31 protein-coding genes are annotated in these 25025 nt (G+C 63.3%); 22 read left to right on the top strand and 9 right to left on the bottom strand.

The window, feature by feature from the left end:
• Nucleotides 1–52: 52 nt before the first annotated feature.
• The 8 genes from gnd to BC443_RS05915 all read left to right on the top strand — a co-directional run bounded on the left by gnd (nucleotide 53) and on the right by BC443_RS05915 (nucleotide 7921).
• A complete protein-coding gene (gene gnd, locus BC443_RS05950) occupies nucleotides 53–955 on the top strand; it encodes a phosphogluconate dehydrogenase (NAD(+)-dependent, decarboxylating) (protein WP_071230920.1) in 903 nt (300 codons plus the stop codon).
• 347 nt (nucleotides 956–1302) lie between these two features.
• A complete protein-coding gene (gene nrdH / locus BC443_RS05945; RefSeq protein ID WP_071230919.1) occupies nucleotides 1303–1527 on the top strand; it encodes a glutaredoxin-like protein NrdH in 225 nt (74 codons plus the stop codon).
• Nucleotides 1528–1622: 95 nt separating this feature from the next.
• The gene (gene nrdI, locus BC443_RS05940) at nucleotides 1623–2027 is read left to right on the top strand and encodes a class Ib ribonucleoside-diphosphate reductase assembly flavoprotein NrdI (protein WP_071230918.1); all 405 of its coding nucleotides are present in this window, start codon (nucleotides 1623–1625) and stop codon (nucleotides 2025–2027) included.
• Entirely contained in the window at nucleotides 2009–4186 is a 2178-nt protein-coding gene (gene nrdE / locus BC443_RS05935; protein ID WP_139284247.1) for a class 1b ribonucleoside-diphosphate reductase subunit alpha, read from the top strand. The genes nrdI and nrdE overlap by 19 nt, the downstream gene beginning before the upstream one ends.
• A gap of 107 nt (nucleotides 4187–4293) precedes the next feature.
• Nucleotides 4294–5274 (top strand): class 1b ribonucleoside-diphosphate reductase subunit beta, encoded by a 981-nt coding sequence (nrdF, locus tag BC443_RS05930; RefSeq protein WP_071231161.1) that lies wholly within the window; start codon nucleotides 4294–4296, stop codon nucleotides 5272–5274.
• A 342-nt stretch (nucleotides 5275–5616) separates the two neighbouring features.
• On the top strand, nucleotides 5617–6378 hold the full coding sequence (locus tag BC443_RS05925) for a hypothetical protein (RefSeq protein ID WP_071230917.1): 762 nt from the start codon (nucleotides 5617–5619) through the stop codon (nucleotides 6376–6378).
• Nucleotides 6379–6544: 166 nt separating this feature from the next.
• On the top strand, nucleotides 6545–7165 hold the full coding sequence (locus tag BC443_RS05920) for an NUDIX hydrolase (RefSeq protein WP_071230916.1): 621 nt from the start codon (nucleotides 6545–6547) through the stop codon (nucleotides 7163–7165).
• A gap of 108 nt (nucleotides 7166–7273) precedes the next feature.
• Nucleotides 7274–7921 (top strand): tellurite resistance TerB family protein, encoded by a 648-nt coding sequence (locus tag BC443_RS05915; protein WP_071230915.1) that lies wholly within the window; start codon nucleotides 7274–7276, stop codon nucleotides 7919–7921.
• Nucleotides 7922–7943: 22 nt separating this feature from the next.
• Here BC443_RS05915 and BC443_RS05910 read toward each other — a convergent pair whose 3' ends face one another.
• A complete protein-coding gene (locus BC443_RS05910) occupies nucleotides 7944–9197 on the bottom strand; it encodes a methyl-accepting chemotaxis protein (RefSeq protein WP_071230914.1) in 1254 nt (417 codons plus the stop codon).
• A 93-nt stretch (nucleotides 9198–9290) separates the two neighbouring features.
• On the opposite strand from BC443_RS05910, the gene BC443_RS18480 reads away from it, so the two are divergent.
• On the top strand, nucleotides 9291–9524 hold the full coding sequence (locus tag BC443_RS18480; RefSeq protein WP_139284246.1) for a hypothetical protein: 234 nt from the start codon (nucleotides 9291–9293) through the stop codon (nucleotides 9522–9524).
• Here BC443_RS18480 and BC443_RS05905 read toward each other — a convergent pair.
• The gene (locus tag BC443_RS05905) at nucleotides 9521–10756 is read right to left on the bottom strand and encodes an MFS transporter (protein ID WP_071230913.1); all 1236 of its coding nucleotides are present in this window, start codon (nucleotides 10754–10756) and stop codon (nucleotides 9521–9523) included. The genes BC443_RS18480 and BC443_RS05905 overlap by 4 nt on opposite strands.
• Before the next feature lie 129 nt (nucleotides 10757–10885).
• Between BC443_RS05905 and BC443_RS05900 the strand changes: the two genes are divergently transcribed.
• Nucleotides 10886–11446 (top strand): TetR/AcrR family transcriptional regulator, encoded by a 561-nt coding sequence (locus BC443_RS05900; protein ID WP_071230912.1) that lies wholly within the window; start codon nucleotides 10886–10888, stop codon nucleotides 11444–11446.
• 177 nt (nucleotides 11447–11623) lie between these two features.
• Here the strand turns inward: BC443_RS05900 and BC443_RS18475 are convergent, their stop codons facing one another.
• Nucleotides 11624–11842 carry a hypothetical protein gene (locus tag BC443_RS18475; protein ID WP_110633982.1) on the bottom strand — a complete coding sequence of 73 codons (219 nt, stop codon included), beginning with the start codon at nucleotides 11840–11842 and terminating at the stop codon, nucleotides 11624–11626.
• Here BC443_RS18475 and mntP point away from each other — a divergent pair.
• From mntP to BC443_RS05885, 3 genes are all read left to right on the top strand, one after another.
• Entirely contained in the window at nucleotides 11841–12422 is a 582-nt protein-coding gene (gene mntP / locus BC443_RS05895) for a manganese efflux pump MntP (RefSeq protein WP_071230911.1), read from the top strand. The genes BC443_RS18475 and mntP overlap by 2 nt on opposite strands.
• A gap of 100 nt (nucleotides 12423–12522) precedes the next feature.
• Nucleotides 12523–12675: an alternative ribosome rescue factor ArfA gene (gene arfA / locus BC443_RS18130; protein ID WP_083387240.1), complete on the top strand. Its 153-nt coding sequence runs from the start codon at nucleotides 12523–12525 to the stop codon at nucleotides 12673–12675.
• 196 nt (nucleotides 12676–12871) lie between these two features.
• Nucleotides 12872–13483, top strand: coding sequence for a cyclodeaminase/cyclohydrolase family protein (locus BC443_RS05885; protein ID WP_071230909.1), 612 nt, complete (start codon nucleotides 12872–12874; stop codon nucleotides 13481–13483).
• A 29-nt stretch (nucleotides 13484–13512) separates the two neighbouring features.
• Here BC443_RS05885 and BC443_RS05880 read toward each other — a convergent pair whose 3' ends face one another.
• The 3 genes from BC443_RS05880 to rhtA form a co-directional block, all read right to left on the bottom strand.
• Nucleotides 13513–14118 (bottom strand): LysE family translocator, encoded by a 606-nt coding sequence (locus BC443_RS05880; RefSeq protein WP_071230908.1) that lies wholly within the window; start codon nucleotides 14116–14118, stop codon nucleotides 13513–13515.
• Nucleotides 14119–14234: 116 nt separating this feature from the next.
• Complete coding sequence (locus tag BC443_RS05875; protein WP_071230907.1) at nucleotides 14235–15071, bottom strand: AraC family transcriptional regulator; 837 nt, start codon at nucleotides 15069–15071, stop codon at nucleotides 14235–14237.
• Nucleotides 15072–15191: 120 nt separating this feature from the next.
• Nucleotides 15192–16085, bottom strand: a complete 894-nt coding sequence (gene rhtA / locus BC443_RS05870) for a threonine/homoserine exporter RhtA (protein WP_071230906.1) — start codon at nucleotides 16083–16085, stop codon at nucleotides 15192–15194.
• On the opposite strand from rhtA, the gene BC443_RS05865 reads away from it, so the two are divergent.
• On the top strand, nucleotides 16084–16755 hold the full coding sequence (locus tag BC443_RS05865) for an XRE family transcriptional regulator (protein ID WP_247643230.1): 672 nt from the start codon (nucleotides 16084–16086) through the stop codon (nucleotides 16753–16755). The two genes, rhtA and BC443_RS05865, sit on opposite strands and share 2 nt — an antisense overlap.
• A 142-nt stretch (nucleotides 16756–16897) precedes the next feature.
• On the top strand, nucleotides 16898–18070 hold the full coding sequence (gene ampC, locus BC443_RS05860) for a class C beta-lactamase (protein WP_071230904.1): 1173 nt from the start codon (nucleotides 16898–16900) through the stop codon (nucleotides 18068–18070).
• A 122-nt stretch (nucleotides 18071–18192) separates the two neighbouring features.
• Here the strand turns inward: ampC and mqo are convergent, their stop codons facing one another.
• The gene (mqo, locus tag BC443_RS05855) at nucleotides 18193–19797 is read right to left on the bottom strand and encodes a malate dehydrogenase (quinone) (protein ID WP_071230903.1); all 1605 of its coding nucleotides are present in this window, start codon (nucleotides 19795–19797) and stop codon (nucleotides 18193–18195) included.
• Nucleotides 19798–19993: 196 nt separating this feature from the next.
• Here mqo and BC443_RS18780 point away from each other — a divergent pair, with 196 nt between their 5' ends.
• The 6 genes from BC443_RS18780 to BC443_RS05835 all read left to right on the top strand — a co-directional run bounded on the left by BC443_RS18780 (nucleotide 19994) and on the right by BC443_RS05835 (nucleotide 23209).
• A complete protein-coding gene (locus BC443_RS18780; protein WP_170835850.1) occupies nucleotides 19994–20134 on the top strand; it encodes a hypothetical protein in 141 nt (46 codons plus the stop codon).
• Nucleotides 20131–20655 carry a DUF6438 domain-containing protein gene (locus BC443_RS05850; protein ID WP_071230902.1) on the top strand — a complete coding sequence of 175 codons (525 nt, stop codon included), beginning with the start codon at nucleotides 20131–20133 and terminating at the stop codon, nucleotides 20653–20655. Before BC443_RS18780 ends, BC443_RS05850 begins: the two co-directional genes overlap by 4 nt.
• 131 nt (nucleotides 20656–20786) lie before the next feature.
• Nucleotides 20787–20960 (top strand): hypothetical protein, encoded by a 174-nt coding sequence (locus BC443_RS18775; RefSeq protein WP_157957066.1) that lies wholly within the window; start codon nucleotides 20787–20789, stop codon nucleotides 20958–20960.
• A 198-nt stretch (nucleotides 20961–21158) separates the two neighbouring features.
• On the top strand, nucleotides 21159–21695 hold the full coding sequence (locus BC443_RS05845) for a gamma carbonic anhydrase family protein (protein ID WP_071230901.1): 537 nt from the start codon (nucleotides 21159–21161) through the stop codon (nucleotides 21693–21695).
• A 203-nt stretch (nucleotides 21696–21898) separates the two neighbouring features.
• Nucleotides 21899–22225 carry a thioredoxin family protein gene (locus BC443_RS05840; RefSeq protein ID WP_071230900.1) on the top strand — a complete coding sequence of 109 codons (327 nt, stop codon included), beginning with the start codon at nucleotides 21899–21901 and terminating at the stop codon, nucleotides 22223–22225.
• Nucleotides 22226–22276: 51 nt separating this feature from the next.
• Nucleotides 22277–23209 (top strand): DUF808 domain-containing protein, encoded by a 933-nt coding sequence (locus BC443_RS05835; RefSeq protein WP_071230899.1) that lies wholly within the window; start codon nucleotides 22277–22279, stop codon nucleotides 23207–23209.
• Nucleotides 23210–23251: 42 nt separating this feature from the next.
• Here BC443_RS05835 and BC443_RS05830 read toward each other — a convergent pair whose 3' ends face one another.
• Nucleotides 23252–23827: a gamma-glutamylcyclotransferase gene (locus BC443_RS05830; protein ID WP_071230898.1), complete on the bottom strand. Its 576-nt coding sequence runs from the start codon at nucleotides 23825–23827 to the stop codon at nucleotides 23252–23254.
• A gap of 206 nt (nucleotides 23828–24033) precedes the next feature.
• Between BC443_RS05830 and BC443_RS05825 the strand changes: the two genes are divergently transcribed.
• Entirely contained in the window at nucleotides 24034–24684 is a 651-nt protein-coding gene (locus BC443_RS05825; protein ID WP_071230897.1) for a hypothetical protein, read from the top strand.
• Between the two features lie 4 nt (nucleotides 24685–24688).
• On the opposite strand, the gene BC443_RS05820 is transcribed toward BC443_RS05825, so the two are convergent.
• Nucleotides 24689–24961 (bottom strand): hypothetical protein, encoded by a 273-nt coding sequence (locus BC443_RS05820; protein WP_071230896.1) that lies wholly within the window; start codon nucleotides 24959–24961, stop codon nucleotides 24689–24691.
• Nucleotides 24962–25025 lie beyond the last annotated feature (64 nt).

Here is a 25025-nt window from a genome sequence, read left to right as displayed (position 1 = left end):
CGCGAGGAGCATCTCGGCCAACGACGCCTTTCTCGACTCAGGAGGAGTTCGTATGGATCTTGCAATGGTGGGACTCGGGCGCATGGGCGCCAACATGGCGGAGCGCCTGGTGCGCGGCGGGCACCGAGTGGTGGGGCACGACCCCAGCGCGGAAGCGATGGCGAAGGCGGCGGAGAAAGGGATCGAGCCGTCGGACTCGCTGGCGGCGGCGATCGACGCCCTGCCGTCGCCCAGAATCGTGTGGCTGATGGTGCCGGCCGGCCCTCTGGTCGATACGCTCATCGGCGAGCTCGAACCGCTGCTGTCGAAGGACGACATCGTCATCGACGGCGGCAACTCGATGTACAAGGACACGGTGCGCCGGGCCGAGACACTGCGCGAGCGCCACCTTCATTATGTCGATGTCGGTACCAGCGGCGGTGTCTGGGGCCTGCAGGAGGGCTACAGCATGATGGTCGGCGGCGAGACGCCGATCGTCGAATCGCTCAGGCCGCTGTTCGAGCGTCTGGCGCCGGCCGCCGACAAGGGCTGGGGCCATGTCGGTCCCAGCGGCTCGGGCCACTTTACCAAGATGGTCCACAACGGTATCGAGTACGGCATGATGCAGGCCTATGCCGAAGGTTTCGCGATCATGGAGCGCAAGGATTTCGATCTCGATCTGCATCAGGTCGCCGAGATCTGGCGTCATGGCAGCGTAGTGCGCTCCTGGCTGCTGGATCTGACTGCCAACGCGCTGGAGAAGAATCCGTCGCTGGAGGGCATCGCGCCCTTCGTGTCGGACTCCGGCGAAGGACGCTGGACCGTGGCGGAAGCCATCGAGCTTGACGTCAGCGCACCGGTGATTACCCTGTCGCTGCTCGAGCGCCTGCGCTCCCGCGAGCAGGATTCCTATGGCGACAAGCTGTTGTCTGCCATGCGTAGCGAATTTGGCGGACACGCGATCAAGAAGGGGTGATCTGGGCTCTGCTGTCGATACCGGATCACTCCTTTCCTGCTACCACATAGTGTGTTTCGACGCGCCGGTTTGGCACAAGCCACCGGCGCGTTTCCGGTTACGGGGTGGGGCGTTTTTATCCTTGACATGACGGAAAGCGGGCTACCATGCGGGCTCCGCGAGGGTGAAAAGTTGTCTACAGGAAATTAACAGAAAAACAGCACATCTATGCTTGGAAAAAGACGCGGCTACCATATATAGTATTTTGCAGAAGCGGCGGACACGCGCAAAAACGCGTGATTCCCACGTCGCCCCCAAGCCAGCACCATCGATCTCGATGGCGTCTTTCCCAGTCAAGGATGGTTATCATGAGCATCACGATCTATAGCAAACCTGCCTGCGTCCAGTGCAACGCCACCTATCGCGCTCTGGACAAGCAAGGAATCGACTATACCGTGGTCGACCTGACGCAAGACGCCGATGCGATGCAGCGCGTCCAGAACCTGGGCTATCGCCAGGTGCCGGTCGTGGTCGCGGGTGAAGATCACTGGGCCGGGTTCCGCCCGGACAAGATCAGCACGCTGGTTGCCTGATCCGACGATTTCGAATTTTTTGACTCGAATCTTTCCGGCTGGCGCGGCATTCGAATCGCGCTGCCGAGAACCGCGCAGGGCGCAGGAGACTCGTCATGGCCGGGCTGGTCTACTTTTCGACCAAATCAGGCAATACGCGTCGCTTCGTCGAAAAGCTGGGTTTGCCGGCCAGCCGGATTCCATTGAACCGGAGCGACCCACCGCTGCGGGTTGAAACACCCTATATTCTCGTTGTACCGACCTACGGTGATGGCGACCCGCGTTCTGCGGTGCCGTCACCGGTCATTCGCTTTTTGAATGACGAACATAACCGGTCCCTGATTCGCGGCGTCATCGCTGGCGGCAACACCAACTTCGGTGCCTCCTTCGGGCTGGCCGGACGGGTCGTCGCGGAGAAATGTCAGGTACCGCTTCTCTACCGTTTTGAACTGATGGGCACCGTAGACGATGTCCACCGAGTCCTTTCAGGGGTGAACGAATTTTGGAAACGCTCAGCCTAGAGTCAGAGACGTCAGCACGCCCTGCTGCCGGCGCTGAACACAACGCCAAGACGCTCGACTATCACGCGCTCAACGCCATGTTGAACCTGTACGACGCCAATGGCCGTCTACAACTCGACAAGGATCGCGAAGCGGCGCGTCAATATTTCCTGCAGCACGTGAACCAGAATACGGTGTTCTTCCACTCGCTGAAGGAAAAGCTCGATTACCTGGTGGAAGAGGGCTACTACGAGCAGCAGGTGCTCGATCAGTACGACTTCAGCTTCGTCTCGGCGCTGTTCGATCAGGCCTACGCGGCGAAGTTTCGCTTCCAGAGTTTCCTGGGGGCGTTCAAGTACTACACCAGCTACACGCTCAAGACCTTCGATGGCAAGCGCTACCTCGAGCGCTTCGAGGATCGTGTCTGCATGGTCGCGCTGAGCCTGGCGCGAGGCGACGAGGTGCTGGCCAGACAGCTGGTCGACGAGATCATCCACGGCCGTTTCCAGCCGGCGACGCCGACCTTCCTCAACTGCGGCAAGCGTCAGCGCGGTGAGCTGGTGTCGTGCTTCCTGCTGCGCATCGAAGACAACATGGAGTCCATCGGGCGCTCCATCAACTCGGCGCTGCAGCTCTCCAAGCGCGGCGGTGGCGTGGCGTTCTCGCTCTCCAACGTGCGCGAATCCGGTGCTCCGATCAAGCGCATCGAGAACCAGTCCTCTGGCATCATCCCGATCATGAAGATGCTGGAAGACGCCTTCTCCTACGCCAATCAGCTGGGAGCGAGGCAGGGCGCGGGCGCGGTCTATCTCAACGCCCACCATCCGGACATCCTGCGGTTCCTCGATACCAAGCGCGAAAACGCCGACGAGAAGATCCGTATCAAGACGCTGTCGCTGGGCATCGTGATGCCGGACATCACCTTCGAGCTGGCCAAGCGCAACGAGGACATGTATCTGTTCTCGCCCTACGACGTGGAGCGCATCTACGGCGTGCCGTTCGGCGACATCAGCGTGACCGAGAAGTACGAAGAGATGGTCGCCGACGGGCGCATTCGCAAGAAGAAGATCAACGCCCGCGAGCTGTTCCAGACCATCGCCGAGCTGCAGTTCGAATCCGGCTATCCGTACCTGATGTTCGAGGACACGGTCAATCGTGCCAACCCGATCCATGGCCGGATCAACATGTCGAATCTCTGCTCGGAGATCCTGCAGGTCAACACGCCCACCGAATACGACGACGACCTCGGCTATCGTCACATCGGCGAGGACATCTCCTGCAACCTGGGCTCGCTCAACATTGCCAAGACCATGGACTCGCCGGACTTCGGCACCACGGTGGAGGCGGCCATTCGCGGTCTGACCGCGGTCTCCGAGATGAGCAACATCACCTCGGTACCGTCGATCGCCGAAGGCAACGCCAAGTCCCACGCCATCGGCCTGGGGCAGATGAACCTGCACGGCTATCTGGCGCGTGAGCACATTCTCTACGGTAGCGAGGAAGGGTTGGATTTCACCAACATCTACTTCTATACCATCGCGTTCCATGCCATCCGGGCGTCCAACCGCATCGCCATCGAGCGCAACCAGCGCTTCGCCGGCTTCGAAAAGTCGACCTATGCCAGCGGCGAGTACTTCGACAAGTACACCGAAAAGGCGTGGGAGCCGAAGACCGAGAAAGTGCGCGGCCTGTTCGAGAAGAGCGGCATCGAGATCCCGACCCAGGACGACTGGCGCGAGCTGAAGGCCTCGGTCATGGCTCACGGCCTGTTCAACCGTAACCTGCAGGCGATCCCGCCGACCGGTTCGATCTCGTATATCAACAACTCCACCTCGAGCATCCACCCGGTGACGGCCAAGGTCGAGATCCGCAAGGAAGGCAAGCTGGGGCGCGTCTACTACCCGGCGCCATACCTGACCGACGAGAACCAGGAGTACTACCAGGACGCCTACGAACTCGGCCCCGAGAAGATCATCGACACCTACGCCGAGGCGACCCAGCACGTCGACCAGGGGCTGTCGCTGACGCTGTTCTTCCGCGACACGGCGACGACTCGCGACGTCAACAAGGCGCAGATCTACGCCTGGCGCAAGGGCATCAAGACGATCTATTACATTCGTCTGCGGCAGGCCGCGCTGGAAGGCACCGAGGTGGAAGGTTGCGTTTCCTGCACCTTGTGACGCCTGTCTCTCGATAACGACCGACTTTGCGTGAACGCGCCGGGGCCCGATGTCTCATGAGGCATCACCCGCCCCGGCGCCAACCGAACGAGAACACTCCCATGGATATGCCCGCTACCGCCGCCGCCCGCCGTCTGAGCCGGGTCGACGCGATCAACTGGAACCGTCTTCAGGACGACAAGGATCTGGAAGTCTGGAACCGGCTCACCGGCAACTTCTGGCTGCCGGAGAAGATCCCGCTTTCCAACGACATCCCGGCCTGGAACACGCTGACCGAGCACGAACAGCAGCTGACCATTCGCGTCTTCACCGGCCTGACCCTGCTCGACACGATCCAGGGTACGGTGGGCGCGCCGACACTGATCGAAGATGCGGTCACGCCGCACGAAGAGGCGGTGTTTACCAACATCAGCTTCATGGAATCCGTTCACGCCCGCTCCTACAGCTCGATCTTCTCGACGCTGTGCGCGACTCGCGATGTCGACGACGCCTACCGCTGGAGCGAGGAGAACCCGTTCCTGCAGAAGAAGGCGGAACTGATTCTCGAGCGTTACCGCGCCGAGGACCCGCTGATGCGCAAGATCGCCAGCGTGTTCCTGGAATCGTTCCTGTTCTACTCCGGCTTCTACCTGCCGATGTACTGGTCCAGCCGCGCCAAGCTGACCAACACTGCCGACCTGATCCGCCTGATCATTCGTGACGAAGCGATCCACGGCTACTACATCGGCTACAAGTTCCAGCGTCAGCTTGCTCAGCTGCCGGCAGAGCGTCAGGAAGAGATCAAGATCTACGCCTACGAGCTGCTCCACGAGCTCTACGACAACGAGGTCAAGTACACCGAAGCGCTCTACGACGATGTCGGCCTGACCGAAGACGTCAAGAAGTTCCTGCACTACAACGCCAACAAGGCGTTGATGAATCTGGGCTTCGAAGCGCTGTTTCCGGCCAGCGTCACCGACGTCAGCCCGGCGATCCTCGCCGCGCTCTCGCCCGGTTCCGACGAGAACCACGACTTCTTCTCCGGCTCCGGCTCCTCCTACGTGATCGGCAAGACCGTCAGTACCGAGGACGAAGACTGGGCGTTCTGAGACACCTGGACGAACCGAAAATGCTGGCGAGGTCGATCAGGTTGGTTTTGCCACTCTAATGACGCCTGCCAGATGGTGCTGGACGACGGTCACCCGTGCCGGATCTTGCGTCAGGATGACGCAAGAGGCGCGTTGGGCAGGATGCCCTTTCGCGCCGACCCGAGCGCGGGCGATTGACGTTCAGGGTTCCGCTGTCTGTGGCGTTCTGCGCAGGCGGTTCCGTTACCCATCTTTTGACGATTTCGTGATTCAGGCTTCCTTGTTCGCTGCACACTGTCTGCAAGAAACAACGCGATAGTGTTCCTGCACCGCGTCTCGGTGCGCAACCAGGAGCGTGAAGTCATGAATTTTTCGAAAAAGAACCTGTTGGCGCTGGCCGTTGCTGCCTCCATCCTGTCACCGCTCGCTCAGGCCGCGCAGACCGAACAACCCCGACCGCCAGTTGCCCATGGTGAGTACAAGCCGCACGCCGATCCGCTCAAGGATGCCGTGGTCGCCAGCTGGAATCTCGATAAAGACCAACTGGCCAGCCTGGCGCAGGCCGACAGCGATTTCCGTACCGGCCTCCAGCAATTGCGTCATGACAGTGACGACAAGGCAGCGCCCGAACAACGTCGCGCCGCGATGGAGTCGCTGCTCGAGCAGCAGCGCGAGCAACTGGCCGACGTACTGACCGACGAGCAGTTGCACGCCTACCAGATGCTGGAGCGTCCGCGCCCGCCGATGATGCACCATCGCAGTGGCCCGAAGATGGACCCCGAGCGGATGACGGCCGGGTTGGAGGATCGCTACGCGCCGTTGTTCGCCACCTGGAACCTGAGCCAGGAGCAGAGTGCCGCCGTGCTGAATGCCGAGCGCACCTTCTTCGACGGGCTGCATCAGCTGAAGCGTCCCGATGGCAAGTCGGACGAAACGATAACGATGAAGGATTCACGAGGCGCGCAGTTCAAGCAGCTGCTGGAGCAACGTCACAGCGCACTCTCCGAGGTGCTCGACGACGAGCAGCTCGCCGCCTTCGAAGCGCTGACGAAACCGCCTCGCGGCATGCACAAGGGGCCTCGCCACGGTCCGCAGCCGGAAGGCGAAGCGCCCACGGCCGGCTGATACGGTCGAATGCCTCTTGCGTCGATCACACTGTATCGACGCGCACCACACGAGCCCTTCTCCGGAAGGGCTTTTTCGTGCCTGATGCCGCCACTGCCTGACGTTGTCGGCCGCAGTTGTTAGTCTTCAGGTGAACGTTACCTACCCCTGAATCGGAAACCGCCTCATGGAAGATCAATGGCTCGCCTGGGCCAAACGGCTCTCGGCACTCGCCGACACCGGGCTGCACTATTGCCGCGACAAGTTCGACCGCGAGCGCTATGAAGAGGTCGCCGAGATTTCGACGTCGATGATGGCGGTGCTGGGCGATATCCCCATCGGCCGCGTGAATCTGGCGCTGGGTGCCGGCGAAGGGCACGTCACGCCCAAGATCGACGTGCGCGCGGCGATCATCGACGACGGCAGGATCCTGCTGGTCAAGGAGAAGATGGACGGAGGCTGGACGATGCCCGGCGGCTATGCCGAGATCGGGCTGTCGGCGGTCGAAAACACGGTCAAGGAAGTGTGGGAAGAAGCCGGTGTCAGGGTCGAGGCCAGGCGGCTCTATGCCGTTCGCCACAAGGCCAAGCACGCCTACCCGGCGGACGTGCTCGATTTCTACAAGCTGTTCTTCCTCTGCGAGCGGCTCGATACCAAGCCGCTCGACCCCGGTCATGAAGTGCACGATGCGGCCTACTTTTCTCCCGATGAACTGCCGCCGCTCTCCGAGCCTCGAGTCATCGTGCGGGACATCTTTGATGCCTTCGCGTTTCACGCCGATCCCCGGCGCCCGGCACTGATCGATTGAGCGAATCGACGCCAAGCGTTAAACCTCCTCGCCCCGAGACGGTCTATAGCAGTGCGAGACGGTCTATAGCAGTGCGGAACATTCAGGCAACGGGGTAATGGAGGATCGATGAACGCGCAGAAAATTCTTTCGCAGATCATGAAACAGGCTGGCAGCAGCCGGAAAACGTCGTCGAGCGGTGGCGGTTTCGATGCCAAGTCGCTGCTGGGTGGCGGTGCGCTGGGCATGCTGGTTGGCAGCAAGCGGGGTCGCAGCATGGGCGGCAAGGCGATCAAGTACGGTGCGCTGGCCGGACTGGGGGCGTTGGCCTGGAAAGCCTGGCAGGCGCATCAGAATAAATCCGATGCGGCTTCCTCCGCTGGCGAAGCCGATCGGCCGCTGGAGCAGCTCTCCGGCGATCGGCAGGAGAGCCGCAGCCTGGTCATCCTGCGTGCGATGATCGCCGCCGCGCGGGCCGATGGTCATATCGACGCCGCCGAGCGGGCCGCACTGGCCGAGCAGATCGACGCGCTGGGCGCGGACGCCGAGCTGCATGCCTGGGTCGAGCAGCAGATGTCCGCGCCGCTGGACGCCGAGGCGATCGCCCGCGATACCGATTCGCCGCAGGCTGCGCGGGAAGTCTATCTGGCCAGCGTGGCGATCATCGACGAGCAGAACCCGATGGAGCGGGCCTGGCTCGATCAGTTGGCGGCGGCGCTCGATCTCGATGGCGATCTCTGCCGTACGCTGGAGCGCCAGGCGGCAGACGCTTCCTGAATCTGGGCGGGAAAGGCGGAGGCTAGAACGTCTCCCACTCGTCTTCTTCCTGACGCGCGCTGGCCGGCAGGGGTTGGTTGCCGGATTGGTTGCCGGGCTGGGGTCGTGTCGGCTGCGGCATCGCCGGAATGGCGGCGCCTTTGCTGGCGCTTTCGCTGGCGCTGAGCCGGAAGACCGCCACGGCGGCCTGCAACGCCTCCGACTCCCGCTCCAGCGCGCGGGCATTGTCGGCTGCCTGCTGTACCAGCGCCGCATTCTGTTGCGTGACCTGGTCCATCTGCGTGATCGCCTGGTTCACCTGGTCGATGCCATGGCTCTGCTCCTCCGAAGCCGTGGCGATTTCATGCATGATGGCGTCGACATTGCCAATGGCCGTGACGATCTCCTTCATCGTCGCCCCCGCCTTGTCCACCAGCCGGGCGCCATCCTCGACGCGCTCCGCTGAACGCTGGATCAGTTCGCGAATCTTCTTCGCCGCATCGGCGGAGCGGGTCGCCAGCGTCTGGACTTCATGGGCCACGACGGCGAAGCCGCGCCCCTGCGCTCCGGCCCGGGCGGCTTCCACCGAGGCGTTGAGCGCCAGAATATTGGTCTGGAATGCAATCGAGTCGATCGTATCGAGGATTTCCACCACCTGGCGCGACTGGTCGCTGATGTCATGCATGGTGGTGACCACCTTGCCCACCACATCGCCGCCCTCGCGAGCGACGGCCGAGGCATCGTCGGCCAACTGACTGGCCTGGCGGGCGTTATCGGTATTCTGGCGTACCGTCGAGGTCAGCTGCTCCATGCTTGCCGCGGTCTCTTCCAGCGCCGCCGCCTGCTGTTCGGTGCGCGCCGACAGGTCGGTATTGCCCTGGGCGATTTCTATGGCTCCCTGATGAACGTTGTCGCTGGCATCCCGGGTATTGCCGACGGTGTGCAGTAGATGCGCCTGGGTGCGCTCCAGTGCGGCGAACAGGCGGCCGATCTCGTTGTTGCCCCGGCTTTCGATCTCGCCGGAAAGATCGCCCTCGGCCAAGCGCTCGAAATGCTCGACCAGACGTTTCAGCGGTCGAATGACGTTGACGGCTACGCCCCAGAGAATGATCGCGACCAGAACCAGCGTGAACACGACGGCGGTGCCGATGGCGAGGTTCAACCAGCCCGTCGACACCGTGCGGCCAGCGTTGGCCGCATAGGCGGCAAGCCCGGCAACGCTGAGCACCAGGAAGGTAAAAGCCAATATCACCAGTAGCCAACTGGTTTTAACCGTCAGGTCGTCGAGTCGTTTCATGCGATAACATCCCAAGGAGTGGAAAGCCTGCCAGGCCATGCGTAGCCTGCCGGCACGATCGTTACACGCTGGTTACCTGACGAATTATCGGCATTGCCCGTGAAGACTTGCAACGAGTCTGGCGAGACCGGCGGCTTCGACCGCCTGGAGGGAGAGGGAGAGAGCGGTATTTTCGACGATTTTGGCAGGATATTGGCGCTGAAGAAGAGGATTCGTCGCGATTATGCGGCGCATCCGGGGCGACGAAATGTCACGGCACGGCGACTGATCGATGATTTTCGTCGTGTGCCGCAACGCCAGCGGAAGAGATTTGCAGATGCCGGTTAGGCGGGGGTGCGGCTGCAAGCCCGGGGCCGGGACTCGGGCTGGCGCTGCGTCAACGTGCCGACGAAGGCGGCGAGAGAGAGCAGGGCCACCAGGCTGCCGTAGACGTAGGTGGTGGGGATCAGCCCCAGATGCTGGGTCGCGATACCGCCGCACAACGCCAGCGTGCTCGCGGAGAGATAGCAGATCACGTAGAACGCCGCCATCAACGCCGAACGCTCGGTGGGTGGCGCCAGGGGCATGACGACGCGCATGGCGCCCATGAACGCGGCGCCGAAGCCGATACCAGCGATCGCCGTACCCGCCAGCAGGATCGCGACCGACTGCTGATGGACACCCAGCAGCAGCCCCAGCATGCCGACGATCAGGCAGGCGGTGCCGAGCAATACGGCCAGCCTTGGCGGCCTGGCGCGAAGCGTCAGCACGCTGATACCGCCGATGAAAGGCAGCAGGAAGGTAATCAGGCAACCGACCAGCGGATTGTGAACGCCGCTGATTCTCTCCACCAGCGTCGGCCCCAGCGACAGCGAAAAGCCGCCCAGCGCCCAGGAGGAAACCACCGCCGGGATGACACGAAACAGCGGGCCGCGCACTGCCGGTGGAATATGCGCGCGCGGACGCAACGCCGCCAGCGCACCGGGCCGCGGTGTCACGCTCTCCGGAATCCGCGTGAGCCATAGCCCCATCACGACGAGCAACACCATCAATATCAGATAGACCAGACGCATCGGCGCCGGTGCGTAAGCCACCAGCACGCCGGCGAACAGCGCCCCGATTCCCATGCCCGATAACGGCGCGATGCTTGCCAGTACCGGGCCGCGAGTATGGTCGCTGTCGAGCATCGCCGCTGCCAGCGCGCTGGTCACGATCCCGGTGGCCATGCCTTGCAGGATCCGGGCCGCCAGCACCCATGCCAGCCCGTCGGCAACCAGGAACAGCACCAGCGACAGGAGCTCGCCCACGATCGCCATGGCGACGACCGGCCGCCGGCCGATGTAGTCGGACAGCGAGCCGGTGGTCAGCAACGCCAGCAGCAGCGCGAACACGTAACTGGCGAACACCAGCGTCAACCAGGTGGTCGAGAAATGCCAGGTCGTCTGGTAGAGCTGATACAGCGGCGTGGGTGCGCTGGAGGCCGCAAGAAACGTCACCATCAAAATCGCGTAGTAAACCAGTGAACCGAGACGAGGAGACGGATAGACATTGGTCTTGGGCGCAGACGCGGGCGGTGACATCGAGGAATCCATTAATGCTAAAATTTTGCGTTAGCGGAGTTTGAGCTTAGCAGGCTCATAAAGCAAATATTTTGCGTTTGTGTCTTTCGCAGAGTCCTTTCGTATAGTTCTTTCGTGTAGTGGATAGTCATGCCGATCAAAGAAGCCGTCAGACCGGGCGGCCGCAGCGCCCGGGTGCAGGAAGCCGTTCACCAGGCCGTTCGCGAACTGCAGGCCGTGACGCCACGCGACGAACTGACGGTGCCCCGAATCGCGGAGCGAGCCGGTGTCACGCCATCGACGATCTATCGCCGCTGGGGCAACCTTTCGGAGCTGGTTGCCGATGTCTCGCTGGAGCGGATGCGCCCCGACGACGACCCCGTGGATACCGGTACGCTGGCCGGCGACCTGCAGGCCTGGGGCGAGCAGTATCTCGAGGAGATGACCTCGGTGCCGGGGCAGCGCGCGCTCAACGACGTCATGGCCAGCGCCGACGGCGGGCGCCGGGAGCGTTGCTATCGCTACGGCGAGTCGCTCATGGGCACGCTGCGAGAGCGGGCCCTGGTGCGCGGTGAAGGCGCGCCCTCGGTGGCACGGCTCATCGACGGCATCATCGCGCCGATGACTTATCGGCTGCTTTACGATCCGGAAGCGGCCACGACCGACAACCTGCAGCGATGGATCGCCGGCACGTTGACGAACGAGGAGTGAGTCGGCACCGAGACGGCCATCGCAGCATCCCAAGACCATGGCTCGCGGTCGTCCGGTTGCGCATCGGCGAGCCAGAACTGTCGAGTTGGCAACCCGGCGATCAAAGTCCAACCCGCGTTAACTTGATTAACGTCAACGACACGAATTAACCAGGGTGAATTTTTTCTTTAAATTCAATCATTTATTGATATCTGGCGGGCAGGCGTCTATAGTCTGAACCCTCCTTGGGGAGTAGCCGATCACCGCCGACCAGACCTCGGCGGTGATGTTCGTGTCAACATGCTCGGCGATGCCGTGGCACGAACGCCGGATCCGGTTGGCGAGACCATGGACATTCGCGGTGCAGAGTCGGGCACGGTGGATGTCGTGGTGATACCACCGGCTGGATAAAATCATGAACCCTGCTTCTCTCGTCATACTCGCCTTTGCCATGTCGACCGATGCGTTTGCCGCGTCGATCGGCAAGGGTGCTGCTCTCAGACGTACTCGCTTCCCCGAAGCGCTTCGTATCGGCGTCATCTTCGGCACGGTCGAAGCGATCACACCGGTCATTGGCTGGGCCATCGGGCTGGCGGCGACTCGCTTCGTCTCCGAGTGGGATCACTGGATCGCGTTCGTGCTGCTGGGCGCGCTCGGTACCCACATGATCTGGGAGGGGTTCAAGCCCGTCGAGCCAGAGGCGAACGACGAGCAGGCGCCGGAGCGAAAGTCGGTCTGGCTGCTCGCCGTCACGGCCCTGGCGACCAGTATCGATGCCATGGCGGTGGGAGTGACGCTGGCGTTCGCCGACGTGAATATCGTGGTGGCGGCGGTAGCGATCGGGCTGGCGACGACGCTGATGGTTACCATCGGCATCATGCTTGGCCGTGCGATCGGCTCGCTGATCGGCAAGCGCGCCGAAATCGCGGGTGGCGTGGTGCTGATCGCCATCGGCATCACGGTCGTCTACGAGCATCTGTTCGTCCAAGTGGGTTGAAGCGCCGCTTCCCGGCCCATACCTTCCTGCCACGGCCGCATGACCATGCGGTCGTGTCGTGTCTGATACTTCGACATTCTCCCGCTATTCAGGAGCCGATATGAAACCGCATCCCATCCGGGACAACGCGCTCAAGGCGGCGTTGCGCTCGCCTCAATTCCGTCAGCAGCAACAGAAGCCCAAGAAAGGCAAAGGCAGCTATTCGCGCAAGGGGCGTGCGCCTCGGGGAGGGCACTATCGCCAAGCGGCTTGAGGCAATTTCGGTCTCGGGCTGTTTCGCCATGGTGCCTTCCCCTCTCTCTTTTTCTGCTGCTATCTCTCCGTCCGCTTCCTCGTCATCTGCTACCGCTCCACCCGCGCTCTCCCGGCTCGCATTCACCTCCTCTGGATTTGCCATGCTTCGCGTGGCGGCGTCTATGCTGAGACATCGATCATCTCCGGGAGTCCCCATGTCGACCTCGTCTTCGCTCTGGCAGAGCTCGCTTGCCGATTTTCAGCACGCCGTCGAAACGCGCTCCACCCCGGGCTGTGGCGCCGCTGCGGCGCTGAATGGATGCCTGGGATTATCGTTGATCCTCAAGGGAGTACGGTTGCATCGCGGCGAATCCGACCGCGACCTTCACCGCCAGCGGGTCGCCGAGGGCGATGCGCTTCATAAAGCGTTGGCCAGCGCCGTGGATGACGATGCCGCGGCGTTTGCCGGCTATCTCGACGCGCAGCATCTGCCGCACGATACCGATGCCGAGGCGAGCCGGCGTGATTCGGCGCTGCGCGAGGCCCGCGACGCCTCGATCCGGATTCCGCTGGCTGCCGCCGAGCGGTGTCGTGACGGGCTGGCGCTGGCGGTCGAGGCGTTGCCTCTGACATCCAAGGCGATGCGCAGCGATACCCTGGCCGGCGCCACGATGCTCAGGGCGGCCCTGGAGGCGTTGGTGATCGGCGTGGAGGCCAACCTGGAAGCACTGGCCGACCAGGCGTCGCGCCGGGAGCTGGAGGCGCGCTGTGATGCGCTTCGTGCCGACGCTTGCGCCTACTGTCGGCGGCTGGGCCTGGATGCCTGATCGTGGCGTTGCGCTGTCGGCGATCTGTTTCAGCCCGGTATCGATACGCTCCACCACGCCACGCTCAACAGCAGAAAAGCCAGCCCCCGGTTGAACCATTGCCACTGACGCGAGGTGCGAAACAGCCGGCCGACGCCGCTGCCCATCAGCGCCCAGCACGCCAGACAAGGCACGGCGATGCCGCCGAAGATGAGCGCCAACACGGCAATATGTATCGTGCTGGTGGTGCCATCGGTGAACACGCCGACGACCGAGAACGCCATCATCCAGGTCTTGGGGTTGACCAGTTGCAAGCCGGCGGCCTGCAGGGCACCGAAATGCGGTGCCCGGCCAGATGCCTCGCTCTCCAGCGTCGGTGGCGGGCTGCGATAGAGCTTCCAGGCTAGCCAGCTCAGCCAGGCGACCCCGGCGATTGCCATGACTTGGCGAATGAGAGGGTAGGCAAGCAGGGTCTGCGCCAGGCCGCCGCCGACGACCAGCACGATCATCGCGGCCGCCAGGCTGGCGCCGAATACCGCGGGTAGTGCGCGCTGCCAGCCCCGGCGCGCGCCTTGCGTCAGGATCAACAGGTTGGTCGGCCCCGGCGTGATCGAGGCGACGAAGGCGAAAAGGGTGAAGGGCAACCAGGACGACATGACAACTCCTCGAAAGGCGGGAGCGTCACTATGACGTCGGCGGGCGTTGGCGTCTGGAAGGTTTGAGCAGCCGTGCGGCACGAGCGGGCTGAACGACTCGATCCCGTGAGCCATTGTCAGCGCGATGGCCGGCAACGACGGCGATAGTCGGCCGGCGTCAAACCGTAGGCGCGGCGAAACCAGCGGCCCAGATGGCTCTGGTCGGCGAACCCCAGTTGGCTGGCCACGATGGCGGGTGACTCGCCGGTGGCGAGACGCTGGCGGGCGAGACTCAAGCGCAGCTGGATCAGATAGGCATGGGGCGCCAGGCCGAAGGCAGCCTTGAAGGCGCGGGTCAGGCGGAAACGGTCGACGCCGCACTCTTCGGCGAGCGTCTGCAGACCGATATCGCTGTCACAATGGGCGTGCAGATACGCTTGGGCACGTCGCGCCACGCGGGGCAGGCGCGGGTCGTCGTCCCGGCGTCGCCGGCGCCAGCCCAGATGCGGAAGCATGCCCTGCAGCAGGGTGTCGAGCGCAGCGTCGCGCTGCAGCCGCGTGCCCGGCTCGCGCAGCGTGGTAAAGGCATGGGCGACGGCGGCGATCAATGGCGCGTCGTCGACCAGGGTCGTGGTAAAGCCCGGCTCCCCCGAGGCGAGGCCTGGCGTACCGAACTGGCGCAGTTCGCGTTGCAGCCAGGCCGCATCGATGTAGAGCATGGAGTAGGTGAAGCCGCCGCTGGCCGGTGCGTGTCCATCATGGATCTCCCCCGGCTCGACAAAGAAGAGGCGGCCCGGCGTGCTGTCGTGTCGCGAGTGTCGGCAGTGGAACTGCTGCACGCCCTGTTCGGTGAAGCCGACCAGGTAGCTGTCGTGCCAGTGCGGATCGTAGGCATGGCCCTCGAAATGGGCGCGGATCGTCTCGATGCCCGTATCGCCATCCTGTTGCAGGTCGATCCAGTTCGTCGATGTCATGCTGCCTCCCGCCCCACGGTCGATGCGGTATGCCGTCTCGATCCGTCAGCATGCCAGCACGAGCGATGCTTGTCTGGAACGTTCGTGCAGCTAAACCTTCGAGCCAGCTCCCGAGGCGCCTCAGTCCGGGGCCGGGGTCTCGAAGGTATCGCGTCGGCGCACCGTCAGCGTGGTGCCGATCGAGGCGACGATGATCAGGCCGATGGCCAGCCACTGCAGGCCGCTCAGGAGCTGGCTCAGGAACAGCAGGCCGGAGAGCGCGCCGATCGCCGGCTCCAGGCTCATCAGCGTGCCGAAAGTCTGGGTCGGCAGGCGCGGCAGCGCCACCATTTCGAGCGTGTAGGGCAGGGCCGTGGAGAGCACGGCGACGGCGAATGCCAGCGGGAGGACTTCCGGGGCGAAAATCGCCGGGCCGACGTCGATCAGGCCGACGGGGGCGATCACTATCGCCGCGATGGTGATGCCCAGCGTGGCGCTCTGGGCCCCGTTGATCGAGCCCGCCTTCTGGCCGAACAGGATGTAGAGCGCCCAGCAGACGCCGGCTCCCAGCGCGCAGGCCGCGCCGTAAGGGTCGACCGGGCCGTTGCTGTCATCGCCCAGCAGCAGGAGACACGCCAGGCCGAACACGGCGAATGCCACCCACAGCAGGTCCAGCCAGCGTCGCGAGGAGAGCAGCGCCACGGTGAGCGGCCCGGTAAACTCCAGCGCCACCGCGATCCCCAGCGGCACCGTCTGCAGCGCCTGGTAGAACAGCAGGTTCATGATGCCGAGCGCGACGCCATAGACGAGCGTCGACTTCCAGGCGCGGCGGCTCAGTGGCTGGCGCCAAGGCCGCATCACGATCAGCAGGATCAGCGCAGCGAGAATCAGGCGAATCGAGGTCGTGCCGGTGGCGCCGATGACCGGAAACAGCGATTTGGCGATGGACGCGCCGGTCTGGATCGAACACATCGCCACGATCAGCATGGCCACCGGCCAGGCTCTGGCCACGAATTCACGCATGGCGACTGACATGACACCTCCTGAGGTCTGCGGCATGATGGCTCGCCAGACGTTGCCACTCGCCGAACCGGCGGTCGAGGGGCATTCGACGAGAGCCGCAATTGTACGGATGGGCAATATATTGCACAAGTCTAGCGAGCGCCCCGACGTGCTGGTTCATGTGGCGGCCAACGTCCGGCGCCTGCGTCAGGCCGCGGGGCTGAGCCAGCAGGCGCTGGCGGATCAGGCCGGCGTGAGTCGGCGCATGCTGGTCAATATCGAGAAGGGCGATGTCAACGTCAGCCTGAGCACGCTGGATCGCCTCGCTGAAGCGCTGGGCGTGCTGTTCTATGCGCTGGTCCAGCCGCCGGGCAGCGAGGATTCGGCGCGCATCGACGAAGTCGCCTGGGTGGGACGTTTCCCCGAGAGTCATGCCCGGCTGCTGGCGAGCAAGCCGGCGCGGCAGGAGGTCGAGCTGTGGTCCTGGTCAATGGAGCCGGGGGAGGTCTACGAGTCGGCCGCCGACGACACCGGCTGGCACGAGATGCTGGTGGTGATCGAGGGCACGCTGACCCTGGAGCTGGACGATCGCTGCGTGACGATCGAGGCCGGCGACTTCCATGTCTATCCCAGCGACCAGTCCTACCGCTACCGCAATGAAGGGCCGGGTCGGCTGCGCTTCATCCGCAACGTGGTGCACTGAACAGCCAGCGCGCAGGCCGTGGAGGGTGTCGCTTTAGCAGGCTGGCGGTTCCGGTTCATGGCCTTTTCGCGCATGATGGGCGGCACCGTTTTTTGCGCCCGACGATGCCCGTCGGCGCACAGTGCCGAGGATCGAAATCGTCATGAAAGGAATCGTGCTAGGGGTGTCATTGTTGCTGCTGGGTTCGTCGGCCGCCGTATCGGCACAGAGCGACGGAGCGGATATCCGGGAAGCCGTCGATCCGGTCATCGAGTCGCTGATGCGCCAGCAGAGCATTCCCGGCATGGCGGTGGCGGTGATTCGCCCGCAGGGGACGCAGATCCTGAATTACGGCGTCGCCGACCGCGATGGCAGCACACCGGTCGACGATGACACCCTGTTCGAGCTCGGCTCCATCAGCAAGACCTTTACCGCGACACTGGCTTCGCTCGCCGCCGTCCAAGGCAAGCTCGACCTGGACGCGCCGGTCAGCCGTTATCTGCCCGAGCTCGAGGGCAGCGCCTTCGACGAGACCAGCGGGCGCAACCTGGGCACGCACACCACCGGCGGGCTGCCGCTGTTCGTGCCCGACGAGGTGACGGACCGCGACTCGCTGATGGCCTGGTATCGTCAGTGGCAGCCGACCGAGCCGATCGGCGAAAGCCGCACCTACTCCAACCTGGGCATCGGGCTGTTGGGCCTGGAAGCCGCCGCCAGTCTCGATCAGGCATTCGGGCCGGCGATGCAGGCTCGCGTGCTGGAGCCGCTCGGGTTGGCGCACACCTTCTACGATGTCCCCGAGGCGCAGATGGCGCATTACGCCATGGGCGAGGACAAGCAGGGCGAGCCCATTCGCGTGGCGCCCGGCGTGCTCGATGACGAGGCCTACGGCATCAAGACGACCGCCGGCGATCTGGCCCGATTGGTGCAGGCCAACCTCGGTCTGCTCGAGATCGATGACGATCTGCAGCGAGCGATTGATGCTACGCGCCAGGGTTATTTCCAGGTCGGCGACATGACCCAGGATCTGATCTGGGAGCAGTACCCGCTGCCGGTCTCGCTCGATACGCTGCTGGCGGGCAACGGCTACGACATGATCCTGAAGCCCAACGCGGCCGAGGCGATTCAACCACCGCAAGCGCCGCGCAGCGATGTCTGGATCAACAAGACCGGCTCCACCAATGGCTTCGGCGGCTACGTGGTCCTCGTGCCCGGCAAGCAGGTCGGATTGGTCATGCTGGCCAACCGGAACTATCCCAACGACGCGCGAGTGAAGGCGGCCTACGAGATGCTGTCGAAGCTGAATGTGATCGACGCCAGCAGCGCCATGGAATAGCTAGTCTCGGGACGTTGTGGGGGCGAGCCCGCCCGCAACGGAAACTCAGGTCTGCCAACGCAAACCGCCCGCCTCGGCTTGGCCGAGGCGGGCGGTCGTCGCTGCCGGAGACGCGATCCATATCAGCTGCCGCTGATTTCCGGCTCCGAGGTCGAGGCGGGGGTCGTGGTCAGGTCCGGCTCGCTCAGCTCCAGCAGCTCACGTGACATGGCGCGCACGTCGTAGAGCAACTGAGGATTGTCGGCCAGTGCCTTGCCGTAGGAGGGTATCATCGCCTTCAGCTTGGCCTGCCATTCGTCGCTGGCCACCTGTTCGGGGAAGACTTTCTCGAGCAGCGTCAGCATGATCGAGGGTGCCGTCGAGGCGCCAGGCGAGGCGCCCAGCAGCGCGGCGATGGAACCTTCCGCGCCGCTGACCAGTTCGGTGCCGAACTGGAGCGTGCCACCCTTGCCTTCGATGTCCTTGATCGTCTGCACCCGCTGGCCGGCGGTCCACAGCTTCCAGTCTTCACGGTTGGCTTGTGGATAGTAGTGCTGAAGCTCCTTGAACTGGCCGCTTTCGGACATGCGCAGCTGGCTGATCAGATACCGCACCAGATCCATGTTGTTGATGCCGACCTTGGTCATCGGCCACAGATTGTTGGGCGTGATCGAGCGCATCAGGTCGGTCCAGGAACCGTTCTTGAGAAACTTGCTCGAGAAGGTGGCGAACGGCCCGAACATGATCGCCGGAGTGCCGTCGAGAATGCGCTTGTCGATATGCGGTACCGACATCGGCGGCGAACCGGCGGGCGCCAGACCGTAGACCTTGGCGTCGTGCTTGGCGACGACTTCCGGATTGGTAGTGAAGAGGAACTGACCACCGACCGGAAAACCACCGTACTGCCGGGCTTCCGGAATGCCGGATTTCTGCAGCAGGCGCAGCGCCGCACCGCCCGCGCCGATGAACACGAAGCGGGCATTGACGGTGCGCTCGTTACCACCGTCGCTGGTGTTGGCCACGGTGACTTTCCAGGTGCCGTCCACGTTGCGCTCCAGGTCCTGCACCTGGGTATTGACGGACAGATGGAAGTTATCGCGGCGGGCCAGCGCGTTCATCATCTGGCGAGTAATCTCGCCGAAATTGACCTCGGTGCCGATCGGCATCCGCGTCGCGGCCACGGGCTCGCTGGTATCGCGCCCGGTCATGACCAGCGGTATCCACTCCGCGATCTTCTGGGGATCCTCGGAATATTCCATGCCGGCGTAGAGCGGGTTCTGGCGCATCGCCTCGAAGCGGGTCTTCAAGAACGAGACGCGCTCGCCGCTCCAGACGAAGCTCAGATGCGGTACGGTATTGATGAAGGAGCGCGGATTGGCCAGTACGCCTTCGCGAACCTGGCTCGCCCAGAACTGACGCGACACCTCGAACTGCTCGGTAATCTTGACGGCACGTTGAATGTCCACGCTGCCATCGGGCTGAGGCGAGGTGTAATTCATCTCGGCGAAGGCCGAGTGGCCGGTGCCGGCGTTGTTCCAGACGTTGGAGCTCTCTTCGGCTGCCTTGTCCAGACGCTCGTAGAGGTGGATGGTCCAATCGGGCTGCAGTGACTGGAGCAGGGTTCCCAGGGTGGCACTCATGGTGCCGCCGCCGATGAGGACGACGTCGACGTTTTGGGTGTCGCCGGATTCGGCTCCAGGCTGGGTCTGCAGGCTGGAACAGAATGTCATGCCGTGACGCAATTTCATGAAGGTTCTCTGTCTGATGGATACGGACAGGCGCGAACGCGACTAGGACGACAGTTTAATGAGGTCGTGGCGTTAGTGCCATGATTATGACGGCCCCGGTTTGGCGACGAGCGCGGTGTGAACTCCTTTTTTATCTTATCAATCAATAATCTATTGTTGAATTACGGAATTTTTACAACATTGAAAGGAGCGCGGGATGAAGACGGATCCAGACGGCTGGACGCTGGCGGACCCGGAGACGGCACCGAACGCCCGCATTGCCTCGTCGAATGCTGGCGCCAGCCGGAGCATGTTGATCGGGCTTCACATCATCGAAACGTCGAGGAAAACGCCATGACACGACAAGCGGCACGCTATCTGATGACGGCGATCACGATTCTGCTGGTTGCCGGATGCACCCAGTCGCGAACACTGCCGGACGGCGAAACGGCAGGTAGCCATCCGGCCCGCAGTGGTCAGGCCGTGACCAATATTCGTTACCAGCTCGGCCCCTGTCACGGCATGTGCCCGGTTTACGGCGTCGATATCAGCGAGGATGGCACGACCCGATTCACCGGGGAGCGGTTCACGGCCGTCGCGGGCGAGCGTGTTCGCATCAACGATCCCGAGCGATTCACGCTGGTCGAGAGGCGGCTCGCCCCGTGGCAGCCGGCGATGGGGACGACGACCGCCACGCCGGACTGCGGCCCGCGCGCGACGGATCTGCCCCATTACACCGTGACGTGGACGAATCGCGACGGAGAAACGGCGACCCTCGAGCATGACAGTGGCTGCCATTCGGCGGATGCTCGCGAGTTGACGCAGCAGCTTCGCGCTCTGCCCCAGGCGTTGGGCATCGAGTCCTGGGTCGAGCGCTGACCGACCATCGGGGAACGACGAGGCCAGAGACGCTACGACTATTCTGTGCTTGACGAGGGGATATTCGTTTAGCATGCTAATTAGGCGTCGCGACAAAACGTCGCAGGGAGTCCATTACCGAAGGAGTGGTCATGAAAGCGTTCAATAAATTGTTTTCGATGTTGGCCGCCATCGTCGTCTCCGCCGTGTTGCCGTTTTCCATGGCTGCGGAGAGCGAAGCCAGCCAGCACCAGAGTTCCTACAGCGGCACCAGCGTCAATTCCTCCGTGGTCAGCGAGGACAAGCAGGACGACGAGTCGGCCTGAATATCCCTGGATTCTGAATGCCGCGATGAAGTACCCGAATGACGACAAAGTCCCGATGTCGACACGATATCGGGGCTTTTCGTTTGCGCAGGATATGACGTGTGTCGCTATAAGGCAGATTCTCTGGGCCTAAAGTCGGCTGGCAGCCGATGCGGCCGCAGGCGAGGATGATGTCACCTTTCAGCCGGAGTCATGCCCATGCCTGTCTATGCCTATTTCGATGCAGTGCCGAATCTGCCGGACAAGGGGCGCTACTGGGTCGCGCCTAGCGCTCACGTCATCGGGCAGGTCGAACTGGGAGAGGACGTGGGCGTCTGGTTCAACGTGGTGATCCGGGGCGACAATGACCGGATCCTGATCGGCGAAGGCAGCAATATCCAGGAAGGCTGCATGCTGCACACCGATCCCGGCTTCGTGCTGCGCGTCGGCCGTGGCTGTACCATCGGCCACCACGCGATTCTCCATGGCTGTACCCTGGGCGACAACACGCTGATCGGTATGGGGGCGACCGTGCTCAATGGCGCGCAGATCGGCAATAATTGCCTGGTCGGCGCCAACGCGCTGGTGACCGAAGGCAAGTCTTTCCCCGACAATTCGCTGATCGTCGGCGCGCCGGCAAAGGCGGTGCGCACACTGGACGACAAGGCAATCGAGGGGCTGAAGGCCTCGGCAGCGCATTACGTCGAACGCTGGCAAGCCTTCTCCCGAGGTTTGAAACCGATCGACATCGATTGACATTCGAGGGCTATCCAGCCCCTGATCCAACCCCGATAAGCCTATTCCGCTTTCCTGCTTCTTCCCGAATATCGGCATGAAACCCTTGTCATCGGCGAGGGTTTTGTCATTTGCGACTATCTTGTATTCAACACGGCGAGCTTGTGTTCGACATAGCGAACTTGCGCTCAATATTGCGAGAAACCGGTTCCCAGGAGGATGCCATGACGAGCCAGTACACGACCGACGAACCCGCCCGGGAGGCGCTGTACGACATCGCCGGGCCCGCCGTGATCGAATTCGGCGCGCCCTGGTGTCCGTGGTGTCAGGCGGCCCAGCCGCTGATCGCCGAAGCGTTCGAAGGCGCGCAGGAGCTACCGTACTTCAGGATCGAGGATGGCAAGGGCCGGCCGCTGGGGCGGGCCTTTCGAGTCAAGCTCTGGCCGACGCTGGTCTTTCTGCGTGACGGCGAGGAGGTCGCTCGCTGTGTCCGGCCGGAGTCGACGGCGCCCTTGAAGCAGGCGCTGGCGAAAGTCGTCACGCCATCGTGAGGATTTCCGCTACGCTTGGCGCATTCCTGATTCACCGATAGAGGACTCTTCGTGGCCGCAGGCAGTCTACTGACACTACTCGACGATATCGCCACGTTGCTCGACGACGTTTCCCTCATGACCAAGGTGGCCGCCAAGAAGACGGCGGGCGTGCTGGGTGACGATCTGGCGCTCAACGCCCAACAGGTCACCGGCGTTCGCGCCAGCCGCGAGCTGCCAATCGTGTGGGCTGTGGCGAAAGGGTCGCTGCGCAACAAGCTGATTCTGGTGCCGGCGGCGCTTCTGATCAGCGTGATCGCTCCCTGGCTGATCACCCCGCTGCTGATGCTGGGCGGCGCGTTTCTCTGTTACGAGGGCGCGGAAAAACTGGCCCACAAGTTTCTGCACGGTGGCGCCGAGGCGAGCAAGGAAGATGTCCGCGCCGCCGCGAAGCTGAAGACGAAGGAGGAGCGGCTGGCGTTCGAGAAGGATAAGATCAAGGGCGCCGTGCGGACCGACTTCATCCTCTCGGCGGAAATCATCGCCATTACGCTGGGCACGGTGGCCAGCGCCAGTTTCACCCAGCAGGTCGTGGTCCTGGCGATCATCGCCGTCGCCATTACCGCGGCGGTCTACGGCCTGGTGGCCGGCATCGTCAAGCTCGACGATCTCGGCGTCTATCTCACCGAACGCTCGGCGAGCTTCGCCCAGTCGATCGGTCGCGGGATTCTGTGGGCGGCGCCCTATCTGATGAAGCTGCTGTCGATCGTCGGCACCATCGCGATGTTCCTGGTCGGCGGCAGCATCCTGACGCATGGCGTGCCCTTCATTCACCATGCCATCGAGAACCTCGCCGAAGTGCCGGCCGATATTCCCGGCGTGGGCGCGATCATCCAGCCGCTGACGCCCATGCTGCTCAACTTCGCTTGCGGCCTGCTGGCGGGAGCGGTGGTGCTCGGCGTGGTGCAACTGATCAAGAAGCTCCGGTCCGGCGGCGGCCACTGACAAGGCAAAGCGCTGCCCGTGAGAAGCGGGCGAACTCACGGATCAACCCGCGAGCAGGGCGCGCTCCAGGGCGAAGACATGGGCGTCCTCGAATCCCAGCTCGCGCAACGCGGCAGCCAGGTTGAGCAGGTAGTCGCGGTTGGGGCCGCTCGGGCCGTGAGACGCCGCGATCTGGCGCGCGATCTCGGCTTCCGAGGCCGGGCCGAGATAGGCAGCGTTGTCCTCTCCCGCCAGGTACACCACGCCCTCGGCACGGCTGGCATGACCCGAGGGCGCGTCCTCGAACTTCATCTCGGTAATGACGCGCAGATACCCGTTCTTCTCGCGGATATCCAGCGGTTCGAACACGCGGGGAGAGATGCGATAGGCCATGCCGTGGCAGATTGCATCGGCATCCGGCGTAAGCGTCACCACCCGCCCCGGCGCTTCCGGCGTGCCGCGATGATCGTGGGAGCCTTGCCAGAAGCGCCGCGTCCAGCCGCGAATCGAGGCCGGGCGGCGTTCTAGGTAGTCGAAATCCGCCTTCCAGATCAGCGAACCGTAACCAAATAGCCATACCGATTCGTGATCGTCGAAGTAGGTCATCCGGCGATTGTGGGCAGTGGTATCGAAAGACATGGGACTCCGGTGTTGAAGACTGGCGAACGGGCGTGTGCCGTGGCGGGGGAATAATATGCGGCGGCGCGCGGTCGATCTCAAGGCCGGCGGGGCGCGCGTTTCCGTCATTCGTCGTGGTGGTCCCTGCCGATTTGACAGTTGGCCCGGCGATGCCATGTTGAAGTTCCATCACCATTGAAATGCCGTCATCGCTCTCGGGAGTCATCATGGCCAGTCAAAAACGGATCATCGCGGCACTGATGCAGCGTCATGGACGCACCTTCGCCAGCGAACTGGGGATCGACCTGCGCAAGAACACGCCGTCGCCACTGTTTCGTCTGCTCTGCTATTCGCTGCTGACCAGTGCGCCGATCAGTGCCGAGCTGGCGATGCGTGGCGCCAGGGCGATGGCCGGGGCCGGCTGGACGACGCCGCAGAAACTGCAGGCGAGCGACTGGGAAACCCGAGCGCGGGTACTCAACGAGTCCGGTTACGCACGCGTCGACGAAAAGACCGCCACGCAGCTGGCGGACATGAACGCCGCACTGCTGGAGACCTACGGTGGCGATCTGCGCAAGTTGCGCGAGGCGGCGGGAGGTAGCCCCAAGGCGTTGCGGAAACGGCTCAAGGCCTTCAAGGGAATCGGCGGCACCGGTGCCGATATCTTTCTGCGCGAGATCCAGTTGGTGTGGGACGAATGCTACCCCTATGCTGACAAGGCCGCGCTCTCCGCGGCCGAGAAACTGGGGCTCAAGGCCAACGCCGACAAGCTGGCCGACAAGGTATCCCGCGAGGATTACCCCAGGCTGATGGCCGCGTTGGTGCGTTGCAAGCTGGAGAAGGATGTCCAGGGCGTGCAGGATGCGGCCAAGGGCTGAGCGTCTACCACTGGCGCTTCGGGTCGCTCAGCCACTTGCCCACCGGCCCGATCCCGTCCGTACACCAGGGCTCGCTCAGCCGGGTGATGAAAAAGCGGGGCTGCTTGCCGAACGCCCGGTTCAACCGCGAACGCAGAAACTCGATCGGATCGGTCGACTCGATCAGCCAGGTCGTGCGAAACAGCGGGATGGATTCGAACCGTCCGAGCATCGACTCCAGGCGATGGCTATCCATTCTTCCCAGCGGTCTGTCGAAGGTCAGGCAGTAAATGCCCATGGCATGCTCCTTGCTGCCGAATTAGCCAACTCTCATCCAGCGTAGACCGACCGGCGACGGCTTG

Source organism: Salinicola sp. MIT1003 (assembly GCF_001858555.1).
GTDB classification, from domain to species: domain Bacteria; phylum Pseudomonadota; class Gammaproteobacteria; order Pseudomonadales; family Halomonadaceae; genus Salinicola; species Salinicola salarius.
Note: the sequence above shows the minus strand (reverse complement) of the source record. Positions and strands in the feature narration are given on the sequence as shown.